General features: G+C 68.5%; 11 protein-coding genes, 3 pseudogenes and 1 riboswitch. Of the genes and pseudogenes, 8 read left to right on the top strand and 6 right to left on the bottom strand.

Features of this window, described 5'->3' with window-relative positions; translation table 11 throughout:
- Positions 1-384 (top strand): aminotransferase class III-fold pyridoxal phosphate-dependent enzyme (locus ACLHRZ_RS35185; protein WP_490422690.1); only part of this gene is annotated, 384 nt, incomplete at its 5' end.
- 4 nt (positions 385-388) lie between these two features.
- Positions 389-1,627, top strand: a complete 1,239-nt coding sequence (locus ACLHRZ_RS35180) for an aspartate kinase (RefSeq protein WP_490422689.1) — start codon at positions 389-391, stop codon at positions 1,625-1,627.
- Positions 1,628-1,738: 111 nt separating this feature from the next.
- On the opposite strand, the gene ACLHRZ_RS35175 is transcribed toward ACLHRZ_RS35180, so the two are convergent.
- The gene (locus ACLHRZ_RS35175; protein WP_490422688.1) at positions 1,739-3,490 is read right to left on the bottom strand and encodes an NRAMP family divalent metal transporter; all 1,752 of its coding nucleotides are present in this window, start codon (positions 3,488-3,490) and stop codon (positions 1,739-1,741) included.
- Positions 3,491-3,820: 330 nt separating this feature from the next.
- A riboswitch (M-box (ykoK) riboswitch) is annotated at positions 3,821-3,997 on the bottom strand.
- A gap of 648 nt (positions 3,998-4,645) precedes the next feature.
- Here ACLHRZ_RS35175 and ACLHRZ_RS35170 point away from each other — a divergent pair.
- Positions 4,646-5,260, top strand: coding sequence for a hypothetical protein (locus ACLHRZ_RS35170; RefSeq protein ID WP_490422687.1), 615 nt, complete (start codon positions 4,646-4,648; stop codon positions 5,258-5,260).
- 170 nt (positions 5,261-5,430) lie between these two features.
- On the opposite strand, the gene ACLHRZ_RS35165 is transcribed toward ACLHRZ_RS35170, so the two are convergent.
- Positions 5,431-6,720, bottom strand: a complete 1,290-nt coding sequence (locus ACLHRZ_RS35165) for a lipase family protein (protein WP_490422686.1) — start codon at positions 6,718-6,720, stop codon at positions 5,431-5,433.
- An 883-nt stretch (positions 6,721-7,603) separates the two neighbouring features.
- Here ACLHRZ_RS35165 and ACLHRZ_RS35160 point away from each other — a divergent pair.
- Together ACLHRZ_RS35160 and ACLHRZ_RS35155 are read left to right on the top strand one after the other, a co-directional pair.
- Complete coding sequence (locus ACLHRZ_RS35160) at positions 7,604-8,869, top strand: ISAzo13-like element transposase-related protein (RefSeq protein WP_490422685.1); 1,266 nt, start codon at positions 7,604-7,606, stop codon at positions 8,867-8,869.
- 451 nt (positions 8,870-9,320) lie between these two features.
- Entirely contained in the window at positions 9,321-9,614 is a 294-nt protein-coding gene (locus tag ACLHRZ_RS35155; protein ID WP_490422684.1) for a hypothetical protein, read from the top strand.
- Positions 9,615-10,804: 1,190 nt separating this feature from the next.
- Here ACLHRZ_RS35155 and ACLHRZ_RS35150 read toward each other — a convergent pair.
- The 3 genes and pseudogenes from ACLHRZ_RS35150 to ACLHRZ_RS35140 form a co-directional block, all read right to left on the bottom strand.
- The gene (locus tag ACLHRZ_RS35150; protein ID WP_490422683.1) at positions 10,805-11,521 is read right to left on the bottom strand and encodes an FAD binding domain-containing protein; all 717 of its coding nucleotides are present in this window, start codon (positions 11,519-11,521) and stop codon (positions 10,805-10,807) included.
- Positions 11,522-12,152: 631 nt separating this feature from the next.
- A pseudogene (locus ACLHRZ_RS35145) lies at positions 12,153-12,233 on the bottom strand (hypothetical protein); the annotation flags it as partial.
- Between the two features lie 39 nt (positions 12,234-12,272).
- The gene (locus ACLHRZ_RS35140) at positions 12,273-12,533 is read right to left on the bottom strand and encodes a hypothetical protein (protein WP_490422682.1); all 261 of its coding nucleotides are present in this window, start codon (positions 12,531-12,533) and stop codon (positions 12,273-12,275) included.
- Between the two features lie 5 nt (positions 12,534-12,538).
- Between ACLHRZ_RS35140 and ACLHRZ_RS35135 the strand changes: the two are divergent.
- Both ACLHRZ_RS35135 and ACLHRZ_RS35130 read left to right on the top strand, forming a co-directional pair.
- Positions 12,539-12,799: pseudogene (locus ACLHRZ_RS35135) on the top strand (helix-turn-helix domain-containing protein); the annotation flags it as partial.
- A 362-nt stretch (positions 12,800-13,161) separates the two neighbouring features.
- Entirely contained in the window at positions 13,162-13,455 is a 294-nt protein-coding gene (locus tag ACLHRZ_RS35130; protein ID WP_490422691.1) for a hypothetical protein, read from the top strand.
- Positions 13,456-13,652: 197 nt separating this feature from the next.
- Here ACLHRZ_RS35130 and mihF read toward each other — a convergent pair whose 3' ends face one another.
- A complete protein-coding gene (mihF, locus tag ACLHRZ_RS35125) occupies positions 13,653-13,967 on the bottom strand; it encodes an integration host factor, actinobacterial type (protein WP_490422681.1) in 315 nt (104 codons plus the stop codon).
- Positions 13,968-14,193: 226 nt separating this feature from the next.
- Here mihF and ACLHRZ_RS35120 point away from each other — a divergent pair.
- Positions 14,194-14,310, top strand: a pseudogene (locus tag ACLHRZ_RS35120) (phosphate signaling complex protein PhoU); the annotation flags it as partial.
- Positions 14,311-14,341 lie beyond the last annotated feature (31 nt).

Here is a 14,341-nt window from a genome sequence, read left to right as displayed (position 1 = left end):
CGGGAAGACAACGTCCTCGCCAACGTCCATGCCCGCGGCGCGCAGATCGAGCGCCGCCTCGGCGAGCTGGACGACAACCCCTGGGTGCGCGAGGTCCGCGGCCTGGGCCTGATGTGGGGCATCGAACTGGCCGTCCCGCACAACGGCACCCCGGCCACCGACCTCGCCACCGTCGTCCAGCGGCACGCCCTGCACAACGGCCTCATCGTCGAACTCGGCGGCCGGGACGACTGCGTCGTGCGCATGCTGCCCCCGCTCAACGTCACCGAAGACGTGGCGGACACCGCCTGCACCATCCTCATCGACGCCATCGAGAAGTCCAGCGCGCCACTCGACCACACCGCCGGACACGGGACGGCCGCCGGCAGCACTGAGAAGAGGTGACGCCGTGACCCTCATCGTCCAGAAGTACGGCGGGAGTTCCGTAGCGGACCCCGACCGCATCAGACGTGTGGCCGAACGTATCGCCACCACCCGCAAGGACGGCCAGGACGTCGTGGTCGTGGTCTCCGCCATGGGCGCATCCACCGACGAACTCCTTACCCTCGCCGACCGGGTCGCCGTCCCCCCGTTCCCGCCCCGGGAGACCGACCTGCTGCTCAGCGCGGGCGAGCGCATCTCCAGCTCCCTCCTCGCCATGGCCCTGCACTCGCTGGGCGTCCCCGCCCGCGCACTCACCGGGGCACAGGCAGGCATCGTCACCACCGCCGACCACGGCCGCGCGCACATCACCGACGTCACACCCGACCGGATTCGCGAGACCCTGGATGCCGGATGCGTACCGGTCGTGGCCGGCTTCCAGGGCCGCGCCGCCGACACCCTGGAGGTCACCACCCTCGGCCGGGGCGGCTCCGACACCACAGCCGTCGCCCTCGCCGCAGCCCTGAACGCCGAACTGTGCGAGATCTGCACCGACGTCGACGGCGTCTACACCGCCGACCCGCGCATCGTCCCCGAAGCCCGCCTGCTCGACCGCATCGGCTACGACGCCATGCGCCAACTCGCCGCCGGCGGCGCCCAGGTCCTGGCCACCACCTCCGTCGCCTACGCCCAGGCCCACCGGGTGCCCGTGCGGGTGCGCCCCTCACACGGCACGAGCGAGGGCACCCTGCTCTGCGACGAACCGGCCCGACCCGGCGAACCGGCCGGCACGATCATCGGCATCACCCACCAGAGAGCATCCCGCATCACCGTCGCAGCCCCCGACACCCTCGCCGACCGCCTGCTCCTCGCCGACCGCATCCTGAGCACCGCCGAAAGCGCCGGCCTCCAGGCCGACGCCGGCCTGCACCAATCAGGCGATGGCACATGGGAGATGTCCTTCGTCGCCAGCACCGACCAAGCCCAGATACTCCTCACCGCCATCCACAAGACGGCACCGGACCTGCCGGCAGCAGCCAGCGACGAGGAACACCTCGGCAGAATCTCCGTCATCGGCCACGCCCCGGTGAACCGATGCTGCTCCGCCCTCGCGGCAGCCGGGATCGCCATCGAGGCGGTCACCCGGCTCCGCCCCGGGGCCAGGATCCTCTGCCGCCAGGACCAACTCGAGGACGCAGTACGCACCCTGCACACGGCACTGGATCTCGGTGCCCCGGCGATGGCAGGAGCAGCTGCCCGGCAGTAACTCCGATCGAGGCCCCTGCGGCAAGCCGCCAGGGGCCTCCACCCGTCGTCAAGCGGTGCACAAGGGCAACGAGGGTGGTTCACGGCCGAGCCCGAGCGCCCTACGGGACTGTCAGTTCCCCGTGGCCAGCTGGAAGATCCTGACAATGACGAGCACGACCGCCACCACCAGGTAGCCGCGCAGGGTGATCAGTCCCGCCTTGCGCAGCGGTGAGAACTTCGGCCGCTTCAGGGAGGACAGCGCGGGCGTACGCCAGACCAACCGGTCGGCCTCCAGCAGGGCCCTGAGACCGTCCTTGTCCAGAGGCGCGGGTGCAACCGCCCCCTCCCGGGCCGCTGCGCGGAGCCGTGCGGCCGCCTCTGCCGCAGCGATCCGGGATTCATGCCGTGAGCGCAACGTCACCGAGGCTCCGCCGACGAGGCCGAGGCCCGCGCCGACGGCGAAGCCGGTCTCCAACTGCGCCGTGGTCAGGTTCGGGAAGAATGTGGCCGCCGTCAGTGCCAGCGAAAGCAGCACCAGACACCAGACGATGACGCCGGCCACGATGTTCTGCCGGACGCTGTTCACCCAGGGGCCCAGCACCGGACGGTCGTTGCACAGCAGGACGAGGAAGACGGTCGCCGAAGGGAGCAGCACGCCTGCCAGGGCCTGCACTCCCTGGGTGATCAGGCCCTGGACGTGGTCATCGGAGACGAGGGTGATCGTGGCGGCGATGCCGATCAGGAACGCGTAGCCGACGTAGAACAGCGGTGCCTCGGAGATCTTCCAGTGCAGCGAGTGCCGCCTCTTGAAGGTGTCCCCGAGGGAGTAAGTGGTCGCAAGTCCCACGGCGTTGGCGCCGATGAGGGAAGCGTCCAGCAGCAGGATCGCGAACAGCGCCCCCAGGGCCGATCCGCCGTGCTTGCGCAGCCCGTCCGCCACACCTGCGGCGTCGCTGAACTGTCCTGCCAGGTCCGTGCCGCTGAACACGAAGGCCGACGTCGCCATGATCGCCACCGCCCCGGCCATCACGACCGCGATGCCGATCCACAGGTCGGCGCGCTCGTAACGGATCCAGCGCGGGGTGATCCGCTTGTCGACCACGTTGGACTGCTGGAAGAACAACTGCCACGGGGCCACCGTCGTACCGACGATGGCGACGATCACCAGCAGCAGCGTCGAGTCGAGCCCGCCGGGGAACTGCGGGAGCAGCCCCTGCGCGGTCGTTCCCAGCCTGGGGTGGGCCATGAGCGCCATGGGGAACATCACCACGTTCACCGCGATGAGCAGGAACAGGAACCTCTCCCAGCGCCGGAAAGACCCGCCGGCCACCGCGGCGAACAGCAGCACCGCTGCGATGGGCACCGCGACGTAGCCGGGTATCCCGAAGTAGCCGAGTGCCTGTGAGACTCCGATGAACTCCGTCACGATCGTCAGCGCGTTGACCAGGAACAAGTCACCGACGCTGAACGCGCCCCAGAACTTCCCGAACCGCTCGAAGATCAGCCGCGCGTGCCCGACCCCGGAAACCGCTCCGAGCCGGACCACCATCTCCTGATTGACGTAGAGCACCGGAATCAGCAGGGCCAACGTCCACATCAGCTTCATGCCGTAGTTCTGGCCGGCCTGGGCGTACGTCGCCACGCCGCCCGCATCGTTGTCGCCGACCATCACGATCAGCCCCGGCCCCATGATCACCAGCAGGGTCCGCAGCCGTTGCCCCCACGAACCCCGATGCCCGCTGTCATGCCGGCCGATCGTACCCAGCGCACCGACGATGTCCCCGGTGTGGGCACTGTCCAGGACAGCCGTACCGCCCGGGGCGGCACTCTGCTCCCTTCCAGGGTCCGGCCCCGGGTCCGGACGCACGGTGTCGTAGTACATGTCACTACCTCCCAGAACTGCGAACGGGCGCACTCGGGCAGGCCCGTATGAAGACAAGGCGAAATACCGCCGTATGAAGGCAGGCAAAAAGCGCATGACGACACAGCGGACGACAGCCCGGACCGGAGCACGGATAAGCCGATGCCTATCGGAATGCCGAATTCACGCCATGTGCACGTGCGTTGCACGCGATAAGCGGGCTCAGAAGAGCACCGTAGTTCGCCCGGAACGAGAGCGACACCACCTATCACCGTCAGGACTCATCCTGACCACCCCCAATCCAGCACCCGCCGACCACCCCGGGGCACGGGGCAAGCCGGCCTTCCCTGGACGGCACCCTCCACGTAAGAGCTTCGGCACTGCACGGCGTATCCCCACCCGACAGGCGGGAAGCCACTTGGGGTCACCCCTTAAGCCGAGGAGACCTGTCCTGATCCTGGGCGTCTCTCGACGTCGTCGGGTCAGTGGCCTATATCCGCACAGACGCCTCACCGAACGAGGTGCCTTATTTCAGCCACTGCGGACGCTACCTCACTTGCGCCGACGCGCAAGTGAACGCGATCCCAAGAACTCGCCATGAAATGAGCGAAGTTGTGGATTCCCTGTGATCGGCCAACGGCCAGCAGTGGGCAGCGTGATGGGACGATGCCGATGGCCGCACAAGTCCGACTCGTAGCCCGGCGTGGCCCATTGGGTCGCGGCATGAGAGTGCCCGGACCGCCCGGGACGGTGTATCGCAAACGAGAAAGGCAGGATCGTTTCAGCCGCGCTCAGGCGCTTCCGCACGCCGATCGGAGCCAGGTTCCTGTGCCGTGCCGAGGGCCAGCCGATACCACAATTTCCTGCCCCGGCCAAGGGATTGCACCCCACGAAGAGCGCATCCTTTATGCCACACGGCGCGAAACGAATTCCACGCAACCGTGCGATGCAGTTGTTCGATTGTGGGAACGGTGATGGGCCCGCAAGCATCGTGGACCTGCTGGCCTCCCAATGCTCCCGGAGATACGCCTGTTGCGCACAGGCCCCTTCTCCCGCCGTACGGCCTCGTCGTCACCGTTGTTCTGGCTGTGGGGATCGCGGGAGTTCCAGCCGGCTTCGTTCCACCTCCGGCACGACCTCATCCGAAAGGAAAACATCATGCGTTCATCCCTGCGTATGGCTGCGATAGTCCCGTTGGCGGCCTCCGGGCTCCTGGTGGGATTCACCGCACCGGCCAATGCCCAGACGCCTGCCGCCACCACCGTCAACAGCTCCGCCGCACTCAACAGCGACGGAACGATCACGGTGACCGGGACCTATACCTGCGCGCTGGCGCCCGCCTCCAACTCGTCCCCGACCGTGGCTGTCCAGGCCTCCGACGGCAAGAACGTCTCCGGACAGGCCTCACAGTCTGAAAACGCCTCCACCTGCCCCGGAACCTCCCAGCCGTACAGCATCAACATCGCGCCGAGCGGCGGAAGCTGGACCAGCGGCGACCGCATCCAGGTCACGGTGAACTTCACCAACCAGGGCTCCTCCGAGACCGAGCAGGCCACTGCCACGGCCACCGTCTGCACGCCGTGGGCGCCCGGGCAGGGCCACGGGCGTCCGGGGCGGCACGAGCACCGGGGCCACGCGCCGCACGGTCACGACCACGGCCACCGGGGCCAGCCGTCGCACGGGCACGGGAACCACGCACCCCACGGGCACGGAGGCCAGCCGTCGCACGGGCACGGAGGCCACGGACCCCACGGGCACGAGGGCCACGCGTCGCACGGACACCAGCGGTAGCACTCGCACCACGCCCAGCAGGTCAACCGCCTGACCCATCCACATCAGTGTCGCCCGCCCCCACTCGACCTGGGGGCGGGCGGCCCGCTGTCAAAATACCGCCGGCAGCGCATCCTGGAACCTGGGCAAACATGTTTCAGCTGGACGAAGGAGGATGCAGGGCAATACGCCTAGCTCTTCGGACAGTTGCCTGCTACGGGTTCGCCGGCGAACACCTTCCGCAGGAACGGGGTGGAATCCGCCAGGGAAGCGATGACCGTGGCGTTGTGGTCGAGTTCCGGATAGAGGTGCTGTTCGATCACCGAACCGGCTGCGCAGGCGTCGTGGAACAGCTGGACCTGTCGGTCGGTGGGTGAGTCCATGTCCTTGCCGCCGGTGCCCATGAACAGGGGCTTGGCGACCTTGAGGCTGGTGAAGAACCGCGGCGGCACGTCTTCGCGGGCAAGGATGTCCTTCGGGTCGAGGGTGAAGGCGGCGGCGGGGGTGAGCCGGTCGTGCTTGATGCGGGCCGCCACGTCGCCCAGGCACCGTGTGCGCGTGAGGCCGAGCACTGGCTTGGCGCGGTCGGTCACCACATCCTCGGGTTTGAACGCCGGGTCGACCTGGGCGATCAGGTGCAGGCCAAAGAACTCGTAGGCGAGCAGCTCCGGGTCGACGCGGTTCGCGTCGAGTTTCTTGGGCGTTTTCGGCGTGACGTAGTTGGGTCCGGTGGCCACGGTGCCCTTCAGGTCGACGTCGGGTGCGTAGGACGCTGCCGCGGCCGCGGCCTCGAACACGACGGCCCCGCCCTGGCTCTGCCCCACCAGTGCGGTCTTCTTCGCCAGGCCGTAGTCGGCCGACTCGGCCGCGCGGACCGAGTCGAGCACCGAATATGCGCCCGGACGCACGGCGCGGTAGGGGTGCCCGCCCGGTGTGCCCAGGCCCTGGTAGTCCGTGGCGACGACGGCGTACCCCTGGTCCAGCCAGTGATCGAGATAGGCGGCGTCGCGTTCCGACCGCTTATTTGCTGATGGGGCACAGACGTCGGCGACACCCACCGTGCCGTGCGCCCACGCGAGCACCGGCCATCCGCCGACGGGCTTGGTGCCCTTGGGGAGGAAGACAGCGCCGGACACCATGACCGGTGTTTTCCCGTCGAGCCCGTTGGTCGAGGAGTAGAGGATACGGTCCGCCCGCCCCGCGCCGGCCAGGGAGAACTCCGCAGGCAGCGGCTCGACGCGGATCATCCGCCCGGGCCTGCGCAGCAGATCATGGTTTGCCGGCGGCCGGGTATAGAAGTCCGGCATGCCCCCGTCGCCGTTCTGCGAGTCGGGGGTCGGCAGCATCGACACCGGATCACCGGTCTGGGCACCGGAGGGCGCCGACGACAGTCCACAGCCCGCCAGCACCCCCGCAGCCGCCATCACTACGGCCAGCCGATACCGCGCCGACCCGCGATTCCACCATTTTGGGACTGCCACGCCGATCACCTCGGACTCTCCGCGTCCAGACTTGCAGGCCAGCCGGTCCGCGGGCCTGGCCGCGTACGGCGGGCAGAAACCGGTGACGGTCATGGCCGCCCGGCGGAGTGGGTGTGGGCCGGGGTGATCACAATTCCCGGCCCACCCTCCGGCGTGGCCCGTACCCCTCCGGATTCCGGGGGGATGGACGGTGGGATACAGGCACAACAACACCCCCTCTGGGCCCTGAAGGCTGCGAGGCAGGCGGTGCTGTACTGCCAGCGGATGGGATCGTAGCGCCTCCCGCACACCGGTATGACCGGGTTGCCGGGGCTACCTGCCAGTACATTCCGGGACCGGCCGGGTCCTGCTTGCTGCCGTAACGCAGGCATGCAGATACCGGGTACCAACTCACCCCTGCCGATGCCTCATCACAACCCGGCGGGTCACAGCGACGGCCTGCCACCGTCGTGGTGCGGCGAAACGGCAGGACACCATTCCGTATTCAACGAACGGACCCTGGACAGGGCGGTCCCTTCCTTTGCGGGCGCCGTCGGCTGCAGGGCCGCGCAGCCTACACCGGCAACCTCCGCACCGGCAGTAAACGGTGGTCTCATGGAGCGCGTCTTTTGCGCCACACGGCGCGAAGCGGCAACTCGCGCAACCGTACGAATGATTTGTTCGATTGCAGGAATGCGACGGGCCCGCAAACATCGTGGGCCTGCCGATTGCACGAGTGGCCGGGAGCCATGGCCTTCAGCGCAACAAACCGTAGCTTCCCGCTTTTGGCGCGCAGCCTGACATCGGCCCTGCCCGGCCTCGAAGACCGGCGCCATTGTCCAGCGGTATCAGCCGTGTCTGGTCCACCCGGACCTCTACTGATTTCTGAGGTGGTGGTATACGCGTGTCACAGAATCAACAGGCCGTGCTGGCAGCGACGTTCGTATCCGTTCTCCCGCATCTGGACGAGCAGCAGCGGCGCGAGCTGCCCGGGACCGGGGCACGGCCGACCGGATACGGCGGGAGCCGGGCAGTCAGCGTGGAGGTCAGGAGGAAGGAACCGGTCGACAACTGCAAGAGCACCGGCCGGGAACGGCACTGCACCAGGAAGCCGGTCCAAGCGCGCGCCCACGGCGTTTGCGGCGCCGGTCTTGGCAGGGTCATCCCGTACAGGATCAACGATCGTGCGGCGGACAGCGCCGACACGGACCGTGAGATGGCCGGTTCCGCGGTCCGGGCTCTGCGTCGCTGGTGGCAGGCGGCCGGACCGAGCGCCTGTCCGCGCTCGCGCCGTCTGCCGGCCACCGCAAGTCGAAACGGCTCCTACGGCTACCGCCCACACGCCCGGAAAGCCGAGAGACCCGCCGCCCTGGCCTTGGAGACGAGCCTGGAGATCACCGTGTGTCATTTTCCTCCCGGCATACCCGGCATATCGAAATGGAACAGCAACGAGCACCAGCTGTTCTCCCGCGACACGACAAACTGGAGGGGTGGGCCGGCGGCTGGCCACGAAGTCATCGTGACCAGCATCGCCGCGACCGCTACCCGCACCGGAGCGGCGCCTGGTTCCGAACCCGGCACCGCCGCCTGCGAGGGCAGAGGCCACATCTGCGACCGGCAGACGGATGCCCAGCCCCTGGACTGCCACGACTGCCCCGGCGACTGGCACCACGGCCTGCACCCCGGGCCCCACGCCCGGGGCGGTGACGCTGCGGACCCCTTCGCATGGCCCAGCCCTGACCTTGCCTGGCTCTGCCACCCGCCCCTGACAGGAATGCCGGCCGAGGAGTGGCACAGGCTGATCACCACACTCACCGCCCTCCACCACGATCAGCGGGAAGCGCACCTGGACCAGCGGCGCGGCCACCGCCCGCGGATCAAGGGCGACGGCCGCGCCGGCCGCCGCCCCGTCCTCACCCTCGCCGACCGGCTCCTGGCCGCCCTGCTCCACTACCGGCTCGGGCTCCCGCAGACCGTCATCGCCCGGCTCTTCACCGTCGCTCCGGCAACCATCAACCGGCGTATCCGCGACATCCGCCAACTCCTCGACGCAGCCGGATACATCATCCCTCCCGCCGATATCCGCCTTGCCACCCTCGACGATCTCCACCGCCTCGCGAGCACGGCAGGAATCACGCACCCTCCCGGTACCAAGAAAGCAAGTGATTGAGCTGCAGCCCTTTACCCCTGATACGCGCAGGTCAGCTCTCCGCCGTTGTTGTCCCAGGCCGGGGGGACTGCATCAGTCCCGGCCGGTACGCGCCATGTCCGGCAAACCCGCAGCCGCAGCAAGACCATCACACTTTGACGCCGCGTACGGCTGTCACAGCCCCGGTGGCAGCCGAAGACCGCCGGCGGGATCCACCGCGCCAGCCCACGCTGTGCGCCCCGTACGGCCTGATCACCGGGGCCGTGGAGCCGTAGAACCTCACGCAGGGCAGCCCGGTCTCCTCCTCGGCCCCGCCTGTTCACGCGTTCTTCTCCATCAACAAGAAGCCGTCGATGCCCAACTTATCCGACCGGGAAAGGAGATGGCCCCTATGAGCCTTCTGCCCCGTCCGCACCTCCGGCGGCCCAAGACCCTTGCACGTCCAGTGCCGGTGCATTGCACACTGCAAGCCGTGTGCGACTCTCACATGGTGGGCAAGGTGCGGTCCCTGCGCCTGTGTGCGTTCGCGGGAACCAGCACAAGACTGGACTGCCGGCACGCAATCGCACAGGATGGCAATGCCAAGGTGCTCATCCAGGTCACCCTTGTCCCGGACGGCCCCGCCACCGCCGCACTGGAACGGCTAGTCGTCCAACTGACCCGTGAACCGGGAGTGCACGAGGTGCGCTGGCACCTGCACACCGGCGACACCTCCCCGGCCGCCCCAGTCGGCTGCACAACGGAAAGGGCCCCTGCGAGCCCGTGAACAACACGGCTCTCCGTGAGGCAGCATTCTTGCTCCAGGACGCAACGCCGAACGATCCACGGGCACTTGCTGCCGACCGCCCAGCTCGCTGTTAAACCTTCAGGCGGCCCTGGCAGGCCAGCCGGAACCAGTAACGCAGCTCTCGCTCTTTCGTTGAAAGGGAGGCTCCACGGTATTGGACACGCGGACCTCCGGCCGGGATGCAGCGCACCAGCCCAGCCGCCGTGAACGCACGGCGGGGCCTGCGCCCTCACGGAACTCAAGGGGCGCGGGCATCGTGCTGGCTCACGGATGTTCGCAGGAGCATCACGGCCACGGCATCGCCTCGGTACCCAGTCCTCGCCGTCACCGTCGAGGGCTGGGCCGTGTCCGGGGATCCCGGTACCCGTCGCTCGAGTGCGCCTTGGCAGTGGCGGGCAGCCGATCTCGAGGAGAACGGTCTCGGGCAGCCGTCCGTCCCGTGTCCGCCTGGATCCGGCTGTCGTACGGCGCACCCATCGGAACGGCCCCCGTAGTATTCACGGCCGGGATGTGGTCCCCGGGGGACGGCCCGGGCCGGGAGGACTGGTGCTGTGGCTGGCGGGCTGGCCCGCTGTCTGTCGCTGTCCACACTCCTTCGCTGATGGGCGAGTCGCTGGTCGTAGTAGGGCGAAGTCGTCCAGTTGTGTGGTCGCTCTTGCAGGTGACTGACGTGCGACGTAGGGGAGTTGCCTGTGGCAGGCTCGCCGTATTCACCCGATGCCTGGAGGGGCGATGCACGGTCACGATGGTGGACACCACGGCCACGGCTGCCACGGGGGAGGGCACCATCACGACGGCCGCCACCATGACCATGACGGCTGGGAACGCGGAGGCAGGGAACGCGCATGGGGTCGCGAAGGGCGCCGTCGCCGAGGCGGATGCCTGGGCATGCTGTGCGCAGTGTCGGCCGCCGCCTTCGGAGCCTTGGCCCTCGGCCTGCTGCTGTTGTCGGCCTGACCGTGAAACCGTAGTTGCCCAGCATCATCTACAGCTACCGCTGGCTAGGGCGGTGAACTCGGCCCCGCTTGGGGCGGCTCGCACCGGCTCCGCCCAAGTCGGACACTCCTTGTATCGGCCTCGGCTGGCCCCGCCGCTCATCAGGCGAAAGGCATCAAGGTGGGGCCACTGCCAGTCTCGGCGACGGTCGAAGTCTGACTCTTTGACGGCGCTCAGTCCGCACTACGGTCGCGCACCAGGCCGGTGACCTGTGAGCGGACGGCTTCCCACGCGCCTGCGGGCAGGTCGCCAAGGGCGCTCTGCAGCCCGTGCAGTACCTCCTCGGTGTCGGTGACCCACGGGGTGCTGCCGCTGAGTACCTCGTAGCCGTCGCGGACGGCGACCCGCAAGCAGTGGCCGTTGCCGTCGGTGTGCATGGCCGAGGCGACCACGACGGGCGGCGGTCCGCCGGGTTCGCTGGCGAGTTTGCGGTAGGCGCAGGCGACGGGCTCGCGCCAGCGCAGGCTGAGCAGCACGGGACGCTTGGTCACCACCTCGGCCAGGTCCGTCTCCCGGGTGCCGCCGGTCTCCAGCACCACCGCCCGGGCGTCCAGGACGAGGGCGGCGGGCAGCAGGCAGCGCAGTGTGCTGCCGACGATGTTGCCGCCGACCGTGGCTGTCCGCCGCACGGCCCCGGTACCCACCGTGGCGGCCGCCAGGCGCAGTACCTTGGGTACCCGGTCGTCCACCCGGTGCAGGACGACGGCACCACCTACCGTGTCCCGTTTCAGGATGTTGGCTTCCGGCACCTCGCGCAGGGACATGGCCAGGGGAGGGAAGCCGTCGCGCTGCCATGTGGCCCACACGAGTGTGGCTCCGCCGACCGGCACGGCCCCCTCGGCCAGGCATTCCTGTGCTTCGGGCACCGATGTGGGAAGACGCAACAGCACGGCGACCAGCCTGCTTTCCTCAGTGGGGGTTGAACAAGTCTTCGTCCACGTCCACGTCCTACTGTGCGGCAGCCAGTGCCGGTCGTCATAGGGACAACACGCCGGTTCCGGGTCCCATGACAAGGCCGCAGCCGATGAGCGGCAGGAGCCGACCCTGGGTGCCCTTCGGCGAAGGGCATTGTCCCGGTCATTTCCAGGGCGATGACCGGCCGGATCAGTTCCCATGCTTCGCCTGACAGATCGCTCGGGCACGGCCCGCGAATGTCTAGGCTAGCCAGCCGACCGTGTGCCCGGTCAACGGAGTGTGCGGCCTGGCCGGCTGGCCGGGACCGGTGACGTACTTGCCGTCTTGTCGTTGAAGGGGCTGAGGTTCGTGGTGTTGGGCACGCGGGCCTCCGGCCGGGGATGTAGCGCACCAGCCCGGCCGCCGTGAGGACACGGCGGAGCCCGCGCCCCAGGGAACCCGGAGGGCGCGGGCGTCGTGCTGTCTCCACTGGCCAGACCGCGGACCGGATCAGAAGATCTTCATGGCGTCGAGTTCCACCCCGCCGGGATGGTTCGGGAGAGAGTAGTAGGTGTTCTTCCCTGCCGGAGTGCCGGGCTGCCAGCTGCCGTCCGGCTCGTATCGCACGGCATTGTTTTCTGTCGAGAACGCGTCGAGCCAGCAGGGGCCGTTGCAAGTAAACTTGAAGGTACCGGCGTTGGCGAAGCAGGTCTCATGGCTTCGCGGGCTGTCGTGCTCCGGATGCCACTAGACCTGCAGGAAGCCGTTGTCGTTGCAGGGGGCCACGTTGATGCTCGGACTGGCGGGCGCTGCCGATGCGATTCCGGCGGGGACGATCGACAGCCCGGCAGTCGCCAGGGTGGCGACGAGGGCGGCCGTGATCTTGTTCGTCAGGTGTGCACGGTGGGCTCCTTCCAGTTGAGTGCGCCTGAACGGTGCAACGGAGGACCGGCCTGTCGGCGGGCGGGCCCGGATGCCGTCCCGCCGGTGGTTCCACTGTGTGGTCACGGGACATGTCAGGTCTATTGAATGTCTTGTGCGGGGTGATGCGCTGTGCGTATCAGCCTGCTCACAGTGGTACTTGGAGCATCACCGGGATCAGGAAGAGGGAATTCATTGAGACGATGTCCGCCCCGCCGCCTCGGGCGCCTTTCGAACTGCACCTGGCGTGGTGCTTCACGACCGTCGAATACCGGCATTTCGGCCGTGCCGCCGAGGCGCTGCGCATTACCCAGCCGTCCCTGAGCTGGCAGATCGGCCGCCGTGAACAACAGCTTGGCACCTGCCTGTTCGAGCGTACGCCGCACGGCAACCACCTCACACAGGCGGGCGAGGTCTTCCTCCCGCTTGCCACCGCGCTGCTGCACTCTGCGGACCAGGCCACAGCCCGCCCCCGGGCCGCCGCCCGGCCCGAGGGCATCACCGTCGGCTACACGTCAGGCCTGATCATCACCCCGGCCGTACACGCATTACGCCACCAGCACCCCGACGCCGCGGTGGCAACCCTGCACCTGGCCGTGCACGAAAGGCGCCAGGTCCTGCTGGGCCACTGCGTGGACGCCGTGGTCACCCGGCTGCCGTTCACGACCGACAGCCTGGGAGTGACCCCCTCTACGACGACCCCGGGGTGCTGGTGGTGCCATCGAGCCATCGCCTGGCCGGCAAGGCAACGATCGCCCTGGACGACATCGCCGACGAACCCAGGCCGAAGGCACGGTGGGCTGACCCACTTGCGATCGCCTTCTGGCGCATCGATCCCAGGCCCGACGGACACCCGGTCCCCGACGGCCCCCTCGTCGAGACCCTCGAAGACATGGTCGAACTCATCGCTGCCGGACAGGACGTGGCCGCCGTCGGTCACGTCCACGCCCTGCGCCCGGACCTCACCCTGCAAAGCTCCCCACTCCGGGGAGCTCCAGAAGTCCGTTGACAGCCACCCGCACCCACGACCCCCGCCCCCTCCTGGCGGCCTTCCGCGCACGCCCGCACCCACCTCACCGGCCAGGCCCCAGCCGGACCTCCCAGGAGCCTTCAGTGGAAAACCGACGGATGACCGGTGTCGAGGACGCGCGACGGTCGCGTTCCTCCGTGCCGGATGGGGGCCCTGATGACCGAGGGCACTGGCGGTCAGCCCTTGGGCGCGAACCGTTGGAGAAGACGTTTGCGCTGCTGACTGCCCAGGCCGCGAAGGCGGCGGGTGCTGGATATCTTCAGCTCCTCGAGGATCTTCCGGGACCGTACCGGGCCGATGCTGGGGAGAGACGTGAGCAGGGCGCGGACTGGCATGCTGCGGATGGCTTCACGCTCGCTGGCCAGAACCTCGTGCAGCGACAGCCTGCCGTGCCTCAGGGCCTCCCTCACCTCCGACCGCTCCTTGCGCGTGGCGATGGCCTTCTCCAGCGAGGCCCGGCGCTGCTCGAAGCTGAGCGAAGGCACGGCCATGAAAGATCTCCTCTCGTCGTATGCAACGGGCCCATCATGTCCCCGTTGCGAAGGCTTCGAGCAGCAAGTCCAGAGACCCGGTGCAGCGGACGGACGTTGACAACTCCGGCCGAGACCGACGTTCTACCGGCCGGGCCATCGCTTGGCCAACGCACGTTCGCCGAGAGCCGCGATGCCGGCGGATCCGTCTCGGCGGTCGGCGTGAATGCGGAGGGGGGCAAGGGCGATGCCGGATGCCCATCACGAGGAGCTCGGTGCGATTGATCAGGCTCTGGTCGAGATGGCGCGGCTGGTGGGCTCGACGACGGGCCAGGCCACGGCCGCATTGCTCGATGCGGACCTGACCCCTCGACTTTCGCTGTTCTCGTAGGTCA

Source organism: Streptomyces sp. AM25 (assembly GCF_058146165.1).
The sequence above is the reverse complement of the archived record's forward strand: the minus strand, read 5'-3'. Positions and strand labels throughout refer to the sequence as shown.

Bases quoted from the DNA above. Each gene is read 5' to 3' on its own strand.
- ACLHRZ_RS35170 (WP_490422687.1), top strand. From the start codon at position 4,646: ATGGCTGCGATAGTCCCGTTGGCGGCCTCCGGGCTCCTGGTGGGATTC.
- mihF (WP_490422681.1), bottom strand. From the start codon at position 13,967: ATGGCCGTGCCTTCGCTCAGCTTCGAGCAGCGCCGGGCCTCGCTGGAG.
- ACLHRZ_RS35175 (WP_490422688.1), bottom strand. From the start codon at position 3,490: ATGTACTACGACACCGTGCGTCCGGACCCGGGGCCGGACCCTGGAAGG.